The sequence below is a fragment of the Paenibacillus sp. FSL R5-0928 genome, from assembly GCF_037970385.1.
Taxonomy (GTDB): Bacteria; Bacillota; Bacilli; order Paenibacillales; family Paenibacillaceae; genus Paenibacillus_AQ; species Paenibacillus_AQ odorifer.
In genome coordinates this window covers 4,205,088-4,222,783 of the sequence record NZ_CP150225.1, presented here as the reverse complement: position 1 = coordinate 4,222,783, position 17,696 = coordinate 4,205,088, and the positions used below count along the sequence as shown (strand labels likewise).

Sequence of the window (17,696 nt, the reverse complement as noted above, 5' to 3'; positions counted from 1 at the left end):
TAAGAGCCCGGCTGCATGGAGTTTCATTTTCATTATTCGAATTTATTCGGATTAAAATCTATACCCTGTTTCTTTATTTCTGCATCCAAATGTCTACTATACTTTTCTACGAAGCTAAGCATACTGTCAAATTGCTCCTCAGTTACCTGCTCAAATACGGCTTTATCCCGCTCTTGGAACTCTTTGTGCAAGTCCTCATGGACGTTATAAATTACTTTCCCTTGCTCAGTAAGCCTAAAATAGATTTCTTTTTTGTTATCCGATTTTTGGTAGCTTTCGATGAGGCCCTTTTGGATGAGCTTCTTAGTTAATTTACTTATGGCACCGCGAGTCATATAAAAGGACTCTGCAAGTTTTGTGACGTTGGAATCTGCATTTTTTTCAATGTATTCGATGCAATGTACTTCAGAAGGTTTATAACCCTTAAGACTGTCTTCCATCTTATCCTTATTAAGCCAAACCATCTTGTTATATACGTCCCTGAAACCCATCATGACCTGTTCTTCTTTGTTCATGGCCTGTCCTCCCAGCGCTCTTACATTAACAAATTATATTGATTTTTTGTTTCTATTTCAACAATATTAAAGTAGAGGATAGTTTGTTTTATTGAACTTTAGATAAAAATAACAGGTGAGCAGTAACGGCGGAAGTCCAAACATTCCCCGCAGTTACGCCCGCCACCTTTTTAAGCTTAGATAAATTAATCTTAAGAAACTGCGGTTTCTTCTTAAGAAAGTTCATCCGCTTGAAGCTGCACCAAAGATTGTTTGTCTGTTATCATAAGATTAAGATGATTGGACAGCTGTGGGATGATTTCTCGAAGGTAGGAGGACTGCATAATGAAGAGTATCCGGGTACTGCTCGCAGATGATGAACCGGTGATTTTGCGAGGCCTAAAAAAACTGATTTCATGGGAGAAGCTTGGACTCACCATTGTTGGAGAGGCCAGTGATGGAATCGAGCTAAAACAACAGATCGAGGATTGTGGTCCTGATCTGATTATTAGTGATATAAGCATGCCAGGATATACAGGGATTGATATCATCCGTGAAATTCATGAAGCTGGCAGAGCGGTGAAGGTTATTTTTATAAGCGCTTATCAAGAGTTTACGTATGCCCGTCAAGCACTGCAATATGGTGCGCTGGATTATTTGGTGAAGCCCGTGAACAAAAACCAGCTGGAACAGGTTGTGAGCAAAGCCGTTTCCCTTATTCGTCAAGAAACAGAAGGCGAGCGCAACAAAGAGAAGCTGAACCATTATGAACAGAGAAACCGCAGATTAACGATCGAAGAATTGCTCGACAAGCTGACGGACGGCAATAAGGGGACAGCAGACACCTTGCTTGATATGGGGATTATTGCGCTAAGTCGCTACGTCAGTATCTGTTTGGTAGAGACGGACGAATCGTCGGGGCAGCCTTCCAGATGGGAAGAACGCGAACGTAAGCTGATTGATTTTGCACTGTCTAACATTATTAAAGAAACCGTGGAGCAAAGCGATAATAGTTATATGTTCCGTAAAGGGGAACGTTTTTGTATCCTGCTCCAGCATGAGCATGCTGAGGAACCAGCGGGAATTGCCATAGATCTCCATGACAAAATCACAAGTTTTCTGAAATTAAAGGTGACCCTTGGAGTAGGCAATCCTGTTGACGGTATGGATGATGCTGATGAATCTTATCGTCAAGCTTTGAAAGCGCTAAATTATAAATATTTTACAGGGCCTAATCGTGTGATTTCTGTTAAAGAGAGCAGGTATGAGAGTGAATCATTGATTCAAACTCCGCTGCATGAAATCCAGTCCGCCCTTGGGATTGCCATGAAATCACAACATAAAGAACAAATTGAGCAGGAGTGCCTGCGATTATTTCAGACGATCCGGCAGATGGCAGACGGAAATAGAAACCAAGCCGTTTCTACCGTATACAATACATTTTTGCAGCTTGAACAGGAGCTTATTCAATTTGGTGTGGAGGCAGGTCCATCACTTCAGGATACAAATCCGATTCTTGAACGATTGGCTAATTATTCTACCTTTCAAGAGGTGGAGGAAGATTTCCGTGTGCTTTTGAGCAAAATGTCTGGACAAATTGCCAGTCGCATGGGCAATAAGGAACTGAAGCAGCTTTCCCAGGTGAAGGCTTATATTGAGGAGCATTATCCAGAAAATATTACACTGGAATCTATGGCAGGGATGATGTTTATGAATTCCTATTATTTCAGCAGCTTTTTCAAAAAACATACCGGACAGAACTTTAAGAATTATGTCACTGAGGTGAGGATGAATCATGCCCTTCGTTTATTGCTGCAAAGCGATATGATGGTTTATGAGATTGCCGATAGTGTAGGCTACAACAATGCCCGGCATTTTAGCGATATGTTTAAGAAGAAATATGGCAAGCTGCCACAAGAATATAAGCAATCCTTCAAAAGCCAATAGTCAGATGGATAGCAAAGGGGATGCCTTCATTCATGTTTATCTGGGGCCGAAGATCCAAAAGTATATTTGTTAAATTCTCCGCTTCCTTTTTATTAGTCGGCTTAATTCCGCTTTTTGCACTTAGTTACATTTCTGTGCAGACTTTTTCCGGATATGTCGAGCGTTACACAACAAGTAATTTGCAGCAAATGGTACTATATATGAGCTATAATCTGAATTCTGCCTTCAATCAGTACAATGAGGTCTCTAAGCTGATGTATACGGGACGATATGAAGGTTTTATCGAGAGTTATTCACAGAATCAAACCTATAATGTAAATGAGCTGGAGCAGATCAATACGATTCCTATTGAAACCTTTCTAAAAACAGTTCTCTACAGTGATTCCTACATCACCAGTGTTTATTTTCATAGGGAGTCAGACGATAAGCTCTACTATCAGGAAAAAGAAAACAGAGGGGTCAACTTTGATCTGCTGCCTTATCAAGAGTGGTTAACTAAAATGGCTCCAAATCCTTCACAAGTGGCAATTTTCCCTACCCATTCCGAAGAATATTACACAGGTTCAAAGCGCAGTGTGTTCACTATCGGCCGTACTTTAATTGATATTTCTGGGCGTGTCACCAAAGATCCCAAGATAGTAGGGACCTTGTTTATGGACGTGGATGTTTCGTTATTTAATCAGTTCTTCAGAGAATTAAATCTGGGGGGACAGGATGAATTATTTCTGCTGGATGGCGACGGAAATGTATATTTCACGAATGAGACAAGGTCAGCGAATGGAGAATCTTTTCGGGCTAAAAAGGACGAGGAGATGATCGTTCTCAGTGAAGAGATTCCTTTTCTTAAAGGCACGGTGACTGCCAGAATTCATCGGGCGAATTTATTCGATCAGCTTTTTTCAGCCCGTACGACGGTGTTTATAGCGATGTTTATTTGTGCGATTGCAATGATCATCATGGGCGTCTGGTTCTCTAGGCGGCTGGCTGCTCCGATTCGGAACTTAATTAAGCAAATGGCTATCGTAGAATCCGGTAATTTGGATACCCAGATGGTCGTGAGCAGCAATGATGAAATGGGTAGACTTAGTCATGGTTTTAACCGAATGGTCGAGCGTTTACAAGCCTATATCGATGAAGCTTACGTTGCCCAGATCAAGCAGAAGCAAACGGAGTTAAATGCTCTGAAGAGTCAGATTCGTCCGCATTATTTATACAACACCCTGGAAGTCATTCGAATGAATGCGGTGGATAAAGATAATGATGAGGTCGCAGATATGATTTTATCGCTTTCTAACCAGTTGAAATATGTAATCGACTATGGAGAGGATAGGGTAAGCATACGACAGGAGCTGGAGCATCTACGGGATTATTTCTATATTATCTCTGTGCGGTATGAGAATAAATTTGAGCTTGTAGTCGATCTCTCACCCGAAGTGGATCTGAACTGGTACATTCTGAAATTGTCACTTCAGCCGATAGTTGAAAATGCTATCCAGCATGGCTTGCGCAGTCAAGGCAGAGGGACAGTTGGATTGACGATCGAAAAGAAAGATGAAATGTTGTTGGTTACGATCTATGATGATGGAATCGGTATGAGCAAGGAAAAGGTACAGCAGTTGACTGAAACCTTGGAAGAGCCTAGTTCGCCTAGCAAAAATGTTGGACTAAAAAATGTACATGAACGAATTCGTACAGTGTACGGTGCAGAATACGGATTATCCATCAGCAGTCGGGAGCATATTGGGACATCGATTCTATTGTTGCTTCCGATTGTAGAGGACCCTTATAAAATCTCAGATTCGGAGAATGCGTAAAGGATGGACGATGAACGGAAGACTGCGGTCTTTCGTTCTTTTTTTACTTATTCTTAAATTCACCGCATATCCCGCTTAAAAAAGTTCATTCTAACTATTTATAAGGAATGCTATTCTATTAGCAACGGAAACGCTTTCGAGAGATGATGCGCACATCTTGCTTCAGTTTCCACGGTTTACAAAAAGGGGAGGCTATTATGATATGTACAAAAAAACAATGATGAAACTATCCGTATTGTTACTCGCCACTACAACAGTTTTGACTGCTTGCGGTGGAAATAATAATAATGCAGGGAGTAAGGCAACCGATACGCCAGCATCCGAAACGCCTTCAAATACACCACAAGAGACCAAAAAAGAGGTTAGCTTTACGATAGGTTACGCCTCCGGAGATCCGGCCACCAAAAAAGCAATCTCAGATACGGTCAAAAAGTTTACAGCAGCTAATCCGAATGTCACTATTAAAGATTTGAGCGAAACTTCATCCGCTGCCTATCTTGATTGGCTTAAAACAAAGGATGCTGTGGGTGAATTCCCGGACCTGGTGGAAATGCGTGATACAGAAGTTTTTGCCGATGCGGGTAAGATTGTAGAGCTGCCTTCCGATCTGCTAGATTTGTTCGAAGCCCCACCACAAGTGGATGGTAAGGTGTGGAACGCACCGCTGCAAGTGAACGCTCCCCAAGGGATTATCTACAGCAAAAAAGCATATGCGGATGCAGGGATCACCGAGCTTCCAAAAACCTATGACGAATTCATCGCCATCCAAGAGAAATTGAAAACATCGGGCATTACTCCGATTGTAGTAGGTGGAAAAGATATTTTCCATATGGGTTTCTGGGTTAACAAATTCCTGATTGATGAGGTCTACTCGAAAGATGCAGATTGGAATTCCAAACGTACCGCTAAAACGGTCAGCTTCACAGATGCTAATGTAGTTCAAGGCATAACGGACTTCAAAGAATTGTTCAAGAATTATGTAGATAAAGGTTGGCTCAGCACGGGCGACAATCAGACCGCTTCGATTCTTGTTTCTGGCAAAGCAGCACAATTGTACTCCGGTACGTGGATGTTTACACAAATCGCTGAAGCGGACCCGAACTTTGAATTTGGCTTCTATGCTCTTCCTGACCGTGAAGGGAAAATCAATGTCATTGGTCTTCCGTCACCAGCAGGCTGGTCTTTATCGGCTGAAGCCGCTAAGGATGCAGACAAAACAGAAGCCATTAAAGACTTTATCCGTTTCTTCTTCGCCCCAGAACAGTATTCGAACTATTTAGCAACCATAAATGCGATTCCTTCAACAAAAGAGAAAGTAACCTATGACACAAGTGAACAAATGCAAGTGGCTTTAGATCTTATTGCTGACCCGAATGTAGTGAAATCCTTGGCGATCAATAACTGGTGGGGAGACAATCTAATCCCTCCACAGTTCCGTAACTGGTACTACAAGCTGTTGCAGGATCTCGTGGTAAAAGATGGAGATGTAGCGAAGTACATGAAAGATGCGGATACAGAGTATGACAACCAAGTGAAAGCTAATCAGATGTAAGAGCAGCGCCTGATCGAGCAACCTCTGCTGCTGCAGAGGTTCTCTTTTTAACAAGCGCGGTCTTTAAGGGAGGGAGAGTAGCCATGGCTACATCCGCAGTAAATGCTGACAAGTCATTGATAGGCACTGAGCAGCAGAAAAAGAAAAAGAAAAAATGGCAGTCCTACGCTCTGCTGTTCATATTGCCATCATTTATTTTGTACACCTTGTTCGTTATCGTCCCTACGGTAGGGAGTGTCTATTTAAGCTTCACCTCATGGGATGGCATTAGCGACAACGTAAGGTATATCGGCTTCGCTAACTTTGTGGAAATTTGGAATAGTCCAAGGGTGCATAACGCACTGAAAAATACGATGATCATGACCATTTCACTTGTTGTTCTAGAGAATATTGCAGCAATTGCAATGGCTATGATGGTCGATAAGGTACGCTGGTTCCGGAATTTATTCAGAAGTGTATTTTATTTCCCTACGTTGCTTAGTGGGATCGTAATGGGTTTCGTCTGGGCGATGATCCTGAATTACAACTTTGGTGTATTTAATCAGATCCTGGAGTCTGTTGGACTCGGAAGCTGGATTGTGGATTGGTTGGGCAATCCTAAATATGCGATGCTGTCGATTATTTTGTCTACCGTTTGGAAAGGCGCGGGTTATTATATGATCATTTACCTCGCTGGATTGCAAGGCATTCCGCAGGAATTAAATGAGGCGGCCAGTATTGATGGGGCAGGGGGCTGGCAACAGTTCCGGCATATTACCTTTCCGCTGCTTGCGGGGTCAATGACTGTATGTATGGTATTATCGATGATCAGCGCCTTGAAGATTTTTGATCAGATTGCCGTCATGACCGATGGTGGTCCGGGCTTTGAGACGGAGACATTAACTTATATTATTTATAAAGTCGGGTTTGGTGAATTAAGACAAGGTTTTGGTACTGCACTGGCGATGGTCTTGTTCTTAATCATACTCATCATTACAGTCTTCCAAGTGAAGGTTCTCCAGAAGCGGGAGGTGCAGCTCTAAGATGACGATGCAGACACGCAAAAGAGTTGGGCAAATCGCACTTTTCATTGTTACATTATTAGTGGCTATTATCTTTTTCTTTCCTATTTTCTTTAATTTAATGTCAGCCTTCAAGAGTAATGCAGAGATTATGAAGGATGCAATCGCTTTTCCGAAAACCCTTTATCTGGACAGCTTTAAATATCTGTTAACCGAAACAGAGTTTCCACGGGCTATTCTGAATAGTCTGATTTTGACAGCAGTTTCTATTGCGGCACAGGTCTTGATTATTCCGATGGCGGGCTACGCAATTGAACGCAGAAATGCCAGATGGACTCGGTTCATGTTCGTTTACTTTTTAGCAGGAATGATGATCCCTTTTCAGGCGTATATGATTCCTCTGTTTAAAGAGCTTAGAATGCTGGGGTTATACGGCAGCCTTGCCGGTCCAATTCTAATTTATGTAGCCGGTGCGGTGGGCTTTGGATGCCTGCTGTATACAAGCTTTGTCAAAGGCATTCCTAGAGAAATTGAAGAAGCGGCGGAGATCGACGGATGTTCTCGTTATGCGATATTCTGGAAAATTGTTTTCCCGCTGCTAGGACCCGTCACAGCCAGTATGGTGGTCTTAAACGGACTTGGAATCTGGAATGATTTCCTGATGCCGATGCTGGTATTGCCTTCAGGACAGGCTAAAACTATGGTCGTGGAAATTTACCGTTATATCGGAGAATTCTCCTCACGTTGGGATATGATTTTTGCAGGAACAGCAATGTCGGTTGTACCTGTGCTGATTGTGTTTATCGCCTTGCAGAAGTATTTTGTTAAGGGGATTGCGTCTGGTGCAACGAAGGGTTAATTCATAAAAGGGATATATCCTGTAACCACTTAGTGGGCTGCGGGGTAAATCCCTTTTTTTGTAAGCGAAACAATCACTAAAGCGTATTTGGATTCGCGGTTAAACGGCGGTAGCCCATTGGCGGGAGACCTGTCCAGCGTTTGAATTGCTTGCTGAAATGGGACACATCCCGGTACCCCAGCCGGTGGGCGACCGATTCGACAGATAGGTTATTATCCATTAGCAGCAGTTTGGCGTGACGAATGATCAAGCGGGATAAATATTGTCTTGGCGACATGCCATAAATTTGGTGGAAAACACGATTGCAGTGAGTTGTACTGTATCCAAGCTTTGCCGCAATGTGCTCAATACCGCCGCCTCTTTCGCCTGTGCTTGCAGCGGTGGAGACAGATTCTTGCAGCAGTCCTTCGATCGCGTTAGCTAGAGCGACGGTATTTTCCGTAGCCTCTGTATCTGCCAGAAGGGGCATTTCCGAAAGTACCCAGCCGCTGAGCGCGGTTAGAAGTTGCAGCGAAGCATGCAATGTAATCAGACGATTTCTGTGTGTGTCCTTTGACTCTGACAGAATGGAAGAATTAATGATCACATCTAGAGCGGAACGAATGGCTCGCAGCTCCGGGGTATTCCCACTTAGACTAACAGCGTCTGCTGTTAATAATGCTCGCCGTAAAATCAGATCATCAATATCAAAATGCAGGCAGTAATAAGTCATGTCACGACTAGCATTCGAACCGAGGCTGCTATGTTCTACACCGGGACGAATGAATAAAATATCACCGCTTTGCTGGATAAAAGATTTATTGCCGACCGTCATATGTTGCACACCCTGCAGTACAACGTTAATCTCAAACATGGGATGAGTGTGTACGGGATATTGCCAATCCGGATTTACTTTTCTCCAATGCGCGGCGAAGATATGGAAAGCCGCTTGAATGTCTGGAGCCATCTGGCCATCAATAGAATTATGAAAAGCGGGATCATTCGAGATCATTTCAATCCTCTTTTACTGTAAAGTTTGGCTTCATTATAACATAGGTTTTTGTTGATGTTTGATTTGCCCAAATAATAGAAGGCTTTAACCCTGTTGTACTTCCGGAAAGATCGATAACATGGAGATATAGCCCGGAGGTATCCGGGACCATGCTGGAAGGAGTGTTATCATTTATGTCGCATAATCAATTTTTTAATGCCCATCATTCACCGATTGGTGCATTTGCGAGTTTCACTTTAGGATTCAAAGGAGCTAGTGGAGGTTTCGATCTGGAGATTGGAAAACCACCTAGACAAAATATATTCATAGGATTAGAACGTGCTGATGGGAAGGGATATGACACACTGCCATTTCATGAGATCGGAGGAGAGGACGAGAGCAAACGCTATGATATCGAGAATCCGGATCCTAATCCTGACAAGGAGAATATTCTGTTCCCTTTTCAAGAGCGTGAGATTTCTAGAGATTTTCATGTAGCCACAGACAGCTGGAGTGCGGGTGATTTGACCTTCCGGATTCTGTCCCCCGTTCGTTCTGTACCCGATCCAGAAACTGCCTCTATAGAAGAAATGAAGGATGTACTGCTGCCTGCAGTGCTGGTTGAACTCGAAGTGGACAACACCTCATCCGCAACCTCGCGCCGTGCATTCTTTGGTTTTCAGGGAACAGATGTGTATAGCGGAATGAGAAGACTGGATGATGTATCATCGGAGATTACAGGCGTTGGCCAAGGAAGATTTATTGCAATTGCTGCGGAAAAAGGAACTGCAAAGTCCGCACTGCACTTCACAATGGAGGATATTCTAACGGAGGAGCTGCAGGAGAATTGGACCTTTGGGCTGGGACGAGTCGGTGCTTTGATCATGGATGTTCCAGCCAGAGTAAAAGAAACTTACCGCTTTGCTATCTGTTTTCACCGTTCAGGTTATGTCACCTCAGGAATTGATGCTTCCTATTATTATAATCATTTTTTCAACAATATAGAGGCAGTGGCTGCATATGCATTAGCTAGATTTGATATCCTTAAGCAAGAAGCGGAGCAAGCTAACGATAGATTTACTCATGATGACCTATCCGCAGATCAAACCTTTATGTTAGCGCATGCGATTCGTAGTTATTATGGCTCCACACAATTGCTGGACTACAAGAATGAGCCATTTTGGATCGTCAACGAAGGCGAATACCGGATGATGAATACCTTTGATCTTACCGTCGATCAGTTATTTTATGAGCTGCGTTTGAATCCTTGGACTGTACGTAATGAACTGGATATGTTCGTGGAAAGATTCAGCTACGAAGATACGGTGCGTTTCCCGGGTGAGGATACAGAGTATCCAGGTGGAATTAGCTTCACACATGATATGGGTGTAGCCAACGTAGTTTCACGTCCGGGATATTCTGCTTATGAGGTCTATGGCATTGATGGTTGTTTCTCACATATGACACATGAACAATTGGTTAACTGGGTGCTGAGTGCAGCAACTTATGTAGAGCATACAGGCGACCGGGGCTGGATGGAACGTAATCTCAGTATTATGGAGAAATGCCTGAATAGCATGGTAAATCGCGATCATCCAGATCCTGAACAAAGAAATGGTGTCATGGGGCTTGATAGCTCACGTACGATGGGCGGAGCAGAAATTACTACGTATGACAGTCTGGATGTGTCTTTAGGTCAGGCTCGTAACAATATTTATCTGGCAGGAAAATGCTGGGCTGCTTACTTGGCTATGGAGAAAATATTTGCAGAGCATGGGCGTGCGGAACAGTCCAAAACAGCAGGTGATCAGGCTGAAAAATGCGCCGCAACAATGGTGGCAAGTGTTACAGCAGACGGGTATATTCCGGCTGTCATTGGAGAAGGCAATGACTCTAAGATCATTCCGGCTATCGAAGGCCTTGTGTTCCCTTACTTTACAGGCTGCAAAGAAGCTCTTGATCGCAATGGACGGTTCGCCGCCTATATTGGCGCACTCGACAAGCATCTGCATGCGGTGTTACAGCCGGGAGTATGCTTATTCGAAGACGGAGGCTGGAAAATCTCCTCAACTAGCAACAATAGCTGGCTCAGCAAAATCTATCTCTCCCAGTTCATCGCCCGCAGCATTCTGGGATTGGAATGGGAGGAACGGGGAGCGGCAGCGGATCGTGCTCACGTAGCTTGGCTTACCCATCCGGAGTTGTCGATTTGGAGCTGGAGCGATCAGATTATTTCCGGTGAGATCACGGGCAGTAAATATTATCCGCGTGGCGTTACAGCGATTTTGTGGTTAGATGAGAAATAAGAGTAGATAGTTTCAATAAGTAGAAACGGGATATGCAAAAATACTGAGAGGGGGCTGCTACCCCTCTTAGTATTTTTGCTGTGTCGACGCCCCCTCCTTGATTCAATCTACCCCCTACTGAAGGGTCTTCATTCAAGAATTAACTTGTCGTTAGATCTAATTGCTGCTATAGTCATACTGACTTATTAAACGTGTTTAATAAGTCAGTATGACTATAGGTGGGAGGGTGGGAGAGCCATGGCGAGTGAGAAACGACTTCCTTCACTGCAAATGAAATCTGAAATTATCCGAAATATTCGAATAGCATTATTAGAACTAGGAAGAGCAACGAAGGCAGAGTTAAGCCATAAATTACAATATAGTTTCCCGACGATAAGTAAATTTCTAATGCAGATGGAAGAGGCAGGGGAAATAACGATCAGCGGTCTGGATGAGTCAAGTGGTGGAAGAAGGGCAATAAGATATGCCTACAATCCGAATTATCGGTTAGGTATGGCTATTTTTTTGGAAAAAAATGAAACGAATTATACCATCTATAATTGCATTGGTGAGGTAATCAAAGAAGGAAGTTTGCCCAGTATTCTTGAGGAAGACGTTAGTAAACTGGTCACGCTTATTGAAGATGAAAAAAAGGCCAATCCTAAAATCCATTCTGTGGCTATTGGAGTTCCAGGTGCGGTGAATCATGGGCAGATTTTTCTGATTCCGGGTTATGAGAAATATCAGAATTTAGATTTGAGAAAACACATAGAAGATCAACTATCCATTCCGACAATCGTGGAAAATGATATGAATGCGGCTGTAATCGGCTATATGACGCAACGAAATTTGAAAGAGAATACTTCTCTAATGTATCTGTATTTAGGGAAAAATGGTCCGGGAGCTGGGATCGCGGTCAATGGTGAAATTGTGCGAGGAAAGACGTTTTTTTCAGGGGAAGTTCAATTCTTGCCCCAGTATGACAATAGAAATTTCATAGAGGCATTAACTGGAGATCCTGGTGGATCAAATATGCAATCGAATCAAAGCGTGGATGCGATTAGTCGATTAGTGGCTACTATGACTTCTATTTTGAATCCGCATTATATTATTTTTTGTGAGGATGAATTAGCTCCAGCTATGCTTAATCAAATCGCTGAGCGAAGTGCCACATACGTTCCGAAGGAGCATCTTCCAGCGTTAGCGGTGAGTAACTTGAAGCGTGATTATCTGAATGGATTACAAAGTCTTGGATTAGGATTATTAGTTTCACAACAAATAGATGAGAACAATTAAGGAGATAACTATGGCAACTTTTTTTCTTATTATTATTTATTTAGCCTTTATTAGTTTAGGCTTGCCAGATTCATTGCTTGGATCCGCTTGGCCAGTGATGAGAATGGACTTAAATGCTTCATTAGGTACGGCTGGAATTCTTTCGATGGTCATTGCAGTAGGCACAATAGTGTCCAGTTTGATGAGTGGCATTATCCTTAAACGTTTTGGTACGGGGAAAGTGACTCTTGTTAGCTGCATCATGACTGCTGTAGCGTTGCTTGGTTTTGCATGGTCACCTTCGTTAGTGTGGTTAATTGTTGCTGCGATTCCACTCGGTTTAGGTGCGGGATCTGTAGATGCCGGATTAAATAGTTATGTTGCTACGCACTATAAAGCCCATCATATGAGTTGGTTACATTGTTTCTGGGGAGTGGGCGCCACGCTGGGTCCTATTATTATGGGCTCTTTTATCTCTGGTGAAGGTCTATGGCGGCAAGGTTATCTTACGGTTGCTTACATACAATTGAGCTTAGTCATTATTCTATTCGTTACACTGCCTTTATGGGATAGAGTGGCTGGGAGTAATAACCACCCGAATGCTGAAAGTGATCCCGAGTTCAATCATCCGGAGCTAGAGCATGCCGGAGAGAACACAAAACCTTGGAAATTAAGAGGGGTAAAGCTAGCGATGTTAACCTTTTTATTTTATTCTGCCATAGAAACGAGTATGGGGTTATGGGGGAGCAGCTTTCTTGTAAACATTAAAGATATTCCTGCATCAACTGCAGCGACATGGGTATCGTTTTTTTATCTAGGGATTACCTTTGGTAGAATGGTGACGGGTTTCATTACTTTTAAAATGAGTAATAAACAGCTAATTCGATATGGTCAACTCATTGCTTTAATCGGTACGGTGCTGTTAGTATTGCCGCTTCCAACTATAGTTTCACTTGTAGGATTTATGATTATAGGTTTAGGGTTAGCCCCCATTTTTCCATGTATGCTACATGAAACCCCTGTACGATTCGGGAAGAAACATGCTCAGTCAATTATGGGCTTTCAGATGGCAACAGCTTATACCGGCACCACGCTGATGCCGCCTTTTATCGGCTTATTAGCTTCGAAATTCACGCTGGGTATTTTTCCTGCGATGATCGTTTTTTTTGCCATCGTTATGCTCTTGTGTACAGAAAAGCTTAATCATTACTCAGCAAAAGTAAATGTCGGTTAAATTTGAATTGAATATATTACGGACTAACCCTTCATATATATAGCTATAGGAGGGGGGAGTTGTACATGTGGTTGTTAATTATTATAGGTGTTGGATGTCTCTCCGGTTTTATATTGTTTAGAAAGAATATATTGGCCGCTGATCAAGAATATTTTCAAGGACCGGAGAAATTGTCCATCATCATCCCCGCAAGGAATGAAGAATATAATTTGCGTTTTCTGCTCGACTCACTCCAGCTCCAAACCATTACCCCCTATGAAATTATTGTTGTGGATGACTTCTCGGAGGATCGGACCAAGGAAATTGCCGAAAGCTATGGAGTTAAGGTTATTGCAAATAGCAGTCTCCCTGAGGGATGGACGGGCAAGAGCTGGGCAGTATGGAATGGATATTTGCAAGCCTCGGGCGATATTTTTGCTTTTCTGGATGCAGATATCCGGTTAAAGCCTAACGCTCTGGCCTCATTATTAAAAGCAAGGGAGCTATCGAAAGGTGTTATTTCGGTAGTTCCTTTTCATCATACAGAAAAGCTGTTTGAGAAACTCGCCTTAATCATGAATATGCTGGGGATCTTCACATTCACCTCCGTTTTTGAAAAGAATAACGCCAAAAAAGGATTATACGGTTCGTGTATTCTAGCTTTAAGGCAGGATTATGAAAAAGTTAATGGCCATCAAAGCATTAAATCTGAAGTGCTGGATGATTTGTCTTTAGGAGAGAAGTTTATCGCGGCAGGTGTTCCCATTAGGAATTTTATCGGTTATGGCTTAGTATCTTTTCGTATGTATCCGAAGGGGATAAAAAGTGAAATTGAAGGCTTCAGTAAAGGGGCTGTCTTAAGCACCTCAACCTTAAGCCCGCGGACGATTATTCCAATTGCACTTTGGGTGGTGGGACTCATCGTCTCAGAAACCGTGTTTATTTTTGCGAATACTTCTTTGGGATTGCCATTACTTATTGGTTATCTCCTTTATATGTTCCAGCTCTTTTATTTTATTAAATATGTAGGGGTTTTTGGCATCGTCATTCCAGTATTTCACGTGGTTGCTACTCTTTTCTTTATCTTTATTATGCTTTATTCAATATATCAGGTCGTTTTTCTGAGGCATGTAAGCTGGAAAGGAAGGCATATCCAGGTGGGAGGCCATAGGGACTAATGATCATATTGTGGATCGCGGGTTTATTTTTGTCGGGATCTCTTATGTTTTCCTATTGGCTTGGGTTAGCGCGTAAAAATAATTTAAAGGTCATAGGCGACGGTAATCCGGGGGCTTTGAATCTCTGGAAGTCATCTGGGTATAAATTCGGAATTTTTGGGGTGTTGTTGGATTTTTTAAAAGGATATCTGCCTCTTTTATGGGTAATGGGAAGCCATTATAGTCAGGGTTATTTCATTATTCCGCTTGCCTTAGCTCCTATTGCGGGTCATGCCTTCTCTCCATTTCTTAAAGGAAAAGGAGGGAAGGCGATTGCCGTAACCTTTGGGGTATGGAGTGCATTGACAGGATTCAAAGCCTCTTTAGCGTTAGCGGTCATCCTTGCAGTGTTGAAAGTGCTCGGCAGCGGGTACAAAAGCAGAGGAAATTCACCTGTCTCGGATGGTGTGCAAGTGGTTAGCGGAATGCTGCTCCTTTTTGTCTATTTGTGCATCAGTAAGTGGTCTGCTCCTATCCTATGGGTATGGCTTGGGAGCTTTGTAATCCTTGTGTATACGCACAGGTTAGAATGGATTGCATGGGTGAGTAAAAGAAGTATAAGGGAGCGGAAGCACTAGAGTTATTTGCTTCTTATGATAACCGCACATCGGTTAATAAACTATGTCACGATAGTTGCTTTATATATGTCAATAAACAGGTTTCCAGCGATTAATTTCGGGGGAAGCCTGTTTTTTTTCGGTTTTATAAGATGCGTTATCTTTAAACAGAAGATTTTATAATGGCTAAAGTTGGTGCATTTTAGTATCTTTAATTATAAATGCTTTCAATTTAGAAAGTTACAGAGATAGGGTTATGAACTAAAGGGGGGCTTGTGATGAAGATCGGCGGCAGACTAAGAAATGGAGGCACATTGTTTACCCATCTGATTTTTTCATTCACATTATTAGCCGTTGTTTTAATCGGACTTGTGGGCAGTTATCTGTATGTTCAGGCTAATCGCTTAATGGTGGATGAGATTGCCAGAGACAGCAAGCAACGACTGATGACTTCAAGTGATTTTGTGGAAAATACGCTGCTGCAAAAATACGAAAACAGTATCCGCAACCGAGCAGTGTCTACCTTGTCGTTAGAGAATCAATCTATGCTGAATTATTTACTGGACAGTGAATGGGAAGGTAATACGAGCAGAATATTAGCTTTTCGCAAGGATCTCGAAATTTTCAAGCTTACTAATGAAGGCGTTTACAAAATATCCACATACTTCGAGAAAGGTAATTATATCATCGATAACAGCCAGTTTTATTCGAAGCTGGACAATTCTCCAGATGCTTCCTTCTTGAAAACATCAGTTACACCAGCCTTAAACCGCTGGACTTATAGAACGTTATCGGATGAAGAAGAGGTGTTGACTTACGCAATCGCCCTTCCCTACGGTGCTTTATCAAAAACATCAACCGGAACCATGTATATTGACGTTAGCTTAGAATACATCAATAAAATGATTTCCAGCACGATGAGCTCGCCGATGGAAAAGCTATATGCTTTTGATGAAAAGGGCAGCCCTATTATCCATACGGGCTCGAACGTCGAAGAGGGGCTTAAGACTGCTAAGCAATGGATGGAGTCAGCGGGGAATAATAAGGAAATTCATTATAATAAACGCGACAAATATGTGCTGTCTTTTAAAAATGACCAAACCTCGAATAATCAATGGAAATACGTATTAATACGGCCTATGAATTCATTTGTATCCTCATCAAAGCAGCTGAAGAGTCAAATATTTATCAGCTGTATCCTGGTATTGTTAATTGGGCTTCTATTCGCTTATTTGATCTCCAAACGTGTATATGTTCCTATGAAGAAGCTTGTAAACAATGTTCGCAGCTTTTATCATCCAGGCACCGTAAACTATTCGCAAAATGAGTTTGCTATTATTGGTAGTACAATCTCAAAGCTAGGTCAAAAAATCGAAACCTTAGAATCTAAAGCTAAAGTGAATGAACTAAAAAATCTGGTATTAGGTGCAGGTGTTGGCTCGGATTACTACGACTATTTACCTTTGCAATGTTATTACATGACTAGCTATATTCGTATAACCAAGGGAGATTGCGAGGAATTCAGGGCTTTTTATGAACAGCATGCTGCCTATAGCTTTTATAAATTCGTCAGCTTGAATACGCAGGAAGCGGCGATTATCTATTTCAGTGAGTTGAACAAGGATCCCGAAGAGCTGGAGCTTTTATTATTGAAGGAGCTGGAGCTTATAAAAAATGGGTTACCCGAGCAACTACACTTTGGAGCAGCGCTTGGATCGAAGGTTCAGGCACCTGAAGAAATCCCCTTTTCGTATCAAAATGCCTTACATGCCTATCGTTATCGGTTTATCTATGGTTCGGAAGCTATTGTGCGGTATTCACATATCCCGCTCAACGATGTTACGCCACACTTATTCTCTTTTGATCTTTATAAAAATGCATTAAAGGCAGGCAATGACGTTACGATGAACAGGTTTATGGACGATTTCCAGAGGGTCCTGGAGAAAGGTGATGTCCAATTGGAGACGGTTGAGTTAGGCTTGCTTCAGTTGGTTACGGTTCTGTATCAGACCATTATTGAGCTTGATCTGCAACAAATCGTTTCGCCTTCCAGTCTGTTCGATGAGTTCAAAAAGGAAACGTTGGCCGAAACACTTGATTCCATTCGTGATTTATCAGCACAAATTACAGCTTATATTCAAGAGTCAGGTAATCATGCACATACGGAGATCATTCATAAATTAAAAATCTTTATCGATGATAATATTCAAGAGGATTTATCGCTAAATAAATTATCTGAGGTTGCTTCGTTGGCGCCCTCGTATATTTCTACCTTGTTCGGAACCGTTATGAATGAATCATTCACTGAATATGTAACCCGAGTACGGTTGGAGAAGGCGGCTGATTTATTAAGAGAAAAAAAGCAGCTGTCCGTGGCTGAGATTTCTGCTCAGGTGGGTTATCGTAACCCGCAATATTTTCACAACAAATTCAAAACACGTTACGGAGTTACACCGGTCCAGTATAGGAATGCAGGCAATGCAAACAATTCGAGCCATTCAAGTGCATAATT

The 17,696-nt window shown here is 42.3% G+C and carries 13 protein-coding genes; 11 read left to right on the top strand and 2 right to left on the bottom strand.

Going from position 1 to position 17,696, the window contains the following annotated elements:
• Positions 1–32 precede the first annotated feature (32 nt).
• The gene (locus tag MKZ16_RS18855; protein WP_076106290.1) at positions 33–515 is read right to left on the bottom strand and encodes a MarR family transcriptional regulator; all 483 of its coding nucleotides are present in this window, start codon (positions 513–515) and stop codon (positions 33–35) included.
• A gap of 324 nt (positions 516–839) precedes the next feature.
• Between MKZ16_RS18855 and MKZ16_RS18850 the strand changes: the two genes are divergently transcribed.
• The 5 genes from MKZ16_RS18850 to MKZ16_RS18830 all read left to right on the top strand — a co-directional run bounded on the left by MKZ16_RS18850 (position 840) and on the right by MKZ16_RS18830 (position 7,667).
• The gene (locus MKZ16_RS18850) at positions 840–2,441 is read left to right on the top strand and encodes a response regulator (protein WP_076106288.1); all 1,602 of its coding nucleotides are present in this window, start codon (positions 840–842) and stop codon (positions 2,439–2,441) included.
• Positions 2,442–2,473: 32 nt separating this feature from the next.
• Positions 2,474–4,255, top strand: coding sequence for a sensor histidine kinase (locus MKZ16_RS18845; RefSeq protein WP_076106286.1), 1,782 nt, complete (start codon positions 2,474–2,476; stop codon positions 4,253–4,255).
• A gap of 202 nt (positions 4,256–4,457) precedes the next feature.
• Entirely contained in the window at positions 4,458–5,807 is a 1,350-nt protein-coding gene (locus MKZ16_RS18840) for an extracellular solute-binding protein (protein WP_036688291.1), read from the top strand.
• Positions 5,808–5,890: 83 nt separating this feature from the next.
• A complete protein-coding gene (locus tag MKZ16_RS18835; RefSeq protein ID WP_076098942.1) occupies positions 5,891–6,829 on the top strand; it encodes a sugar ABC transporter permease in 939 nt (312 codons plus the stop codon).
• 1 nt (position 6,830) lies between these two features.
• Positions 6,831–7,667 (top strand): carbohydrate ABC transporter permease, encoded by an 837-nt coding sequence (locus MKZ16_RS18830; protein ID WP_170914270.1) that lies wholly within the window; start codon positions 6,831–6,833, stop codon positions 7,665–7,667.
• Between the two features lie 76 nt (positions 7,668–7,743).
• On the opposite strand, the gene MKZ16_RS18825 is transcribed toward MKZ16_RS18830, so the two are convergent.
• The gene (locus tag MKZ16_RS18825) at positions 7,744–8,658 is read right to left on the bottom strand and encodes a helix-turn-helix domain-containing protein (RefSeq protein ID WP_076106284.1); all 915 of its coding nucleotides are present in this window, start codon (positions 8,656–8,658) and stop codon (positions 7,744–7,746) included.
• A gap of 173 nt (positions 8,659–8,831) precedes the next feature.
• Here MKZ16_RS18825 and MKZ16_RS18820 point away from each other — a divergent pair, with 173 nt between their 5' ends.
• The 6 genes from MKZ16_RS18820 to MKZ16_RS18795 all read left to right on the top strand — a co-directional run bounded on the left by MKZ16_RS18820 (position 8,832) and on the right by MKZ16_RS18795 (position 17,694).
• The gene (locus tag MKZ16_RS18820; protein WP_076106441.1) at positions 8,832–10,943 is read left to right on the top strand and encodes a glycoside hydrolase family 52 protein; all 2,112 of its coding nucleotides are present in this window, start codon (positions 8,832–8,834) and stop codon (positions 10,941–10,943) included.
• Between the two features lie 270 nt (positions 10,944–11,213).
• Positions 11,214–12,218, top strand: a complete 1,005-nt coding sequence (locus MKZ16_RS18815) for an ROK family protein (RefSeq protein ID WP_339814458.1) — start codon at positions 11,214–11,216, stop codon at positions 12,216–12,218.
• Between the two features lie 10 nt (positions 12,219–12,228).
• Positions 12,229–13,431 carry an MFS transporter gene (locus tag MKZ16_RS18810; RefSeq protein ID WP_076106279.1) on the top strand — a complete coding sequence of 401 codons (1,203 nt, stop codon included), beginning with the start codon at positions 12,229–12,231 and terminating at the stop codon, positions 13,429–13,431.
• A 65-nt stretch (positions 13,432–13,496) separates the two neighbouring features.
• Entirely contained in the window at positions 13,497–14,588 is a 1,092-nt protein-coding gene (locus MKZ16_RS18805) for a glycosyltransferase family 2 protein (RefSeq protein WP_076106276.1), read from the top strand.
• Positions 14,588–15,205, top strand: a complete 618-nt coding sequence (locus MKZ16_RS18800) for a glycerol-3-phosphate acyltransferase (protein ID WP_076106273.1) — start codon at positions 14,588–14,590, stop codon at positions 15,203–15,205. Before MKZ16_RS18805 ends, MKZ16_RS18800 begins: the two co-directional genes overlap by 1 nt.
• 257 nt (positions 15,206–15,462) lie before the next feature.
• Positions 15,463–17,694, top strand: a complete 2,232-nt coding sequence (locus MKZ16_RS18795; RefSeq protein ID WP_076106271.1) for a helix-turn-helix domain-containing protein — start codon at positions 15,463–15,465, stop codon at positions 17,692–17,694.
• Positions 17,695–17,696: the final 2 nt, after the last annotated feature.

What these genes read in the sequence shown, in the direction of transcription:
- MKZ16_RS18805 (WP_076106276.1), top strand. Translation starts at nt 13,497, where the DNA reads ATGTGGTTGTTAATTATTATAGGTGTTGGATGTCTCTCCGGTTTTATA.
- MKZ16_RS18800 (WP_076106273.1), top strand. Translation starts at nt 14,588, where the DNA reads ATGATCATATTGTGGATCGCGGGTTTATTTTTGTCGGGATCTCTTATG.
- MKZ16_RS18850 (WP_076106288.1), top strand. Translation starts at nt 840, where the DNA reads ATGAAGAGTATCCGGGTACTGCTCGCAGATGATGAACCGGTGATTTTG.
- MKZ16_RS18795 (WP_076106271.1), top strand. Translation starts at nt 15,463, where the DNA reads ATGAAGATCGGCGGCAGACTAAGAAATGGAGGCACATTGTTTACCCAT.
- MKZ16_RS18825 (WP_076106284.1), bottom strand. Translation starts at nt 8,658, where the DNA reads ATGATCTCGAATGATCCCGCTTTTCATAATTCTATTGATGGCCAGATG.
- MKZ16_RS18820 (WP_076106441.1), top strand. Translation starts at nt 8,832, where the DNA reads ATGTCGCATAATCAATTTTTTAATGCCCATCATTCACCGATTGGTGCA.
- MKZ16_RS18815 (WP_339814458.1), top strand. Translation starts at nt 11,214, where the DNA reads ATGAAATCTGAAATTATCCGAAATATTCGAATAGCATTATTAGAACTA.
- MKZ16_RS18840 (WP_036688291.1), top strand. Translation starts at nt 4,458, where the DNA reads ATGTACAAAAAAACAATGATGAAACTATCCGTATTGTTACTCGCCACT.
- MKZ16_RS18835 (WP_076098942.1), top strand. Translation starts at nt 5,891, where the DNA reads ATGGCTACATCCGCAGTAAATGCTGACAAGTCATTGATAGGCACTGAG.
- MKZ16_RS18830 (WP_170914270.1), top strand. Translation starts at nt 6,831, where the DNA reads ATGACGATGCAGACACGCAAAAGAGTTGGGCAAATCGCACTTTTCATT.
- MKZ16_RS18845 (WP_076106286.1), top strand. Translation starts at nt 2,474, where the DNA reads ATGTTTATCTGGGGCCGAAGATCCAAAAGTATATTTGTTAAATTCTCC.
- MKZ16_RS18855 (WP_076106290.1), bottom strand. Translation starts at nt 515, where the DNA reads ATGAACAAAGAAGAACAGGTCATGATGGGTTTCAGGGACGTATATAAC.
- MKZ16_RS18810 (WP_076106279.1), top strand. Translation starts at nt 12,229, where the DNA reads ATGGCAACTTTTTTTCTTATTATTATTTATTTAGCCTTTATTAGTTTA.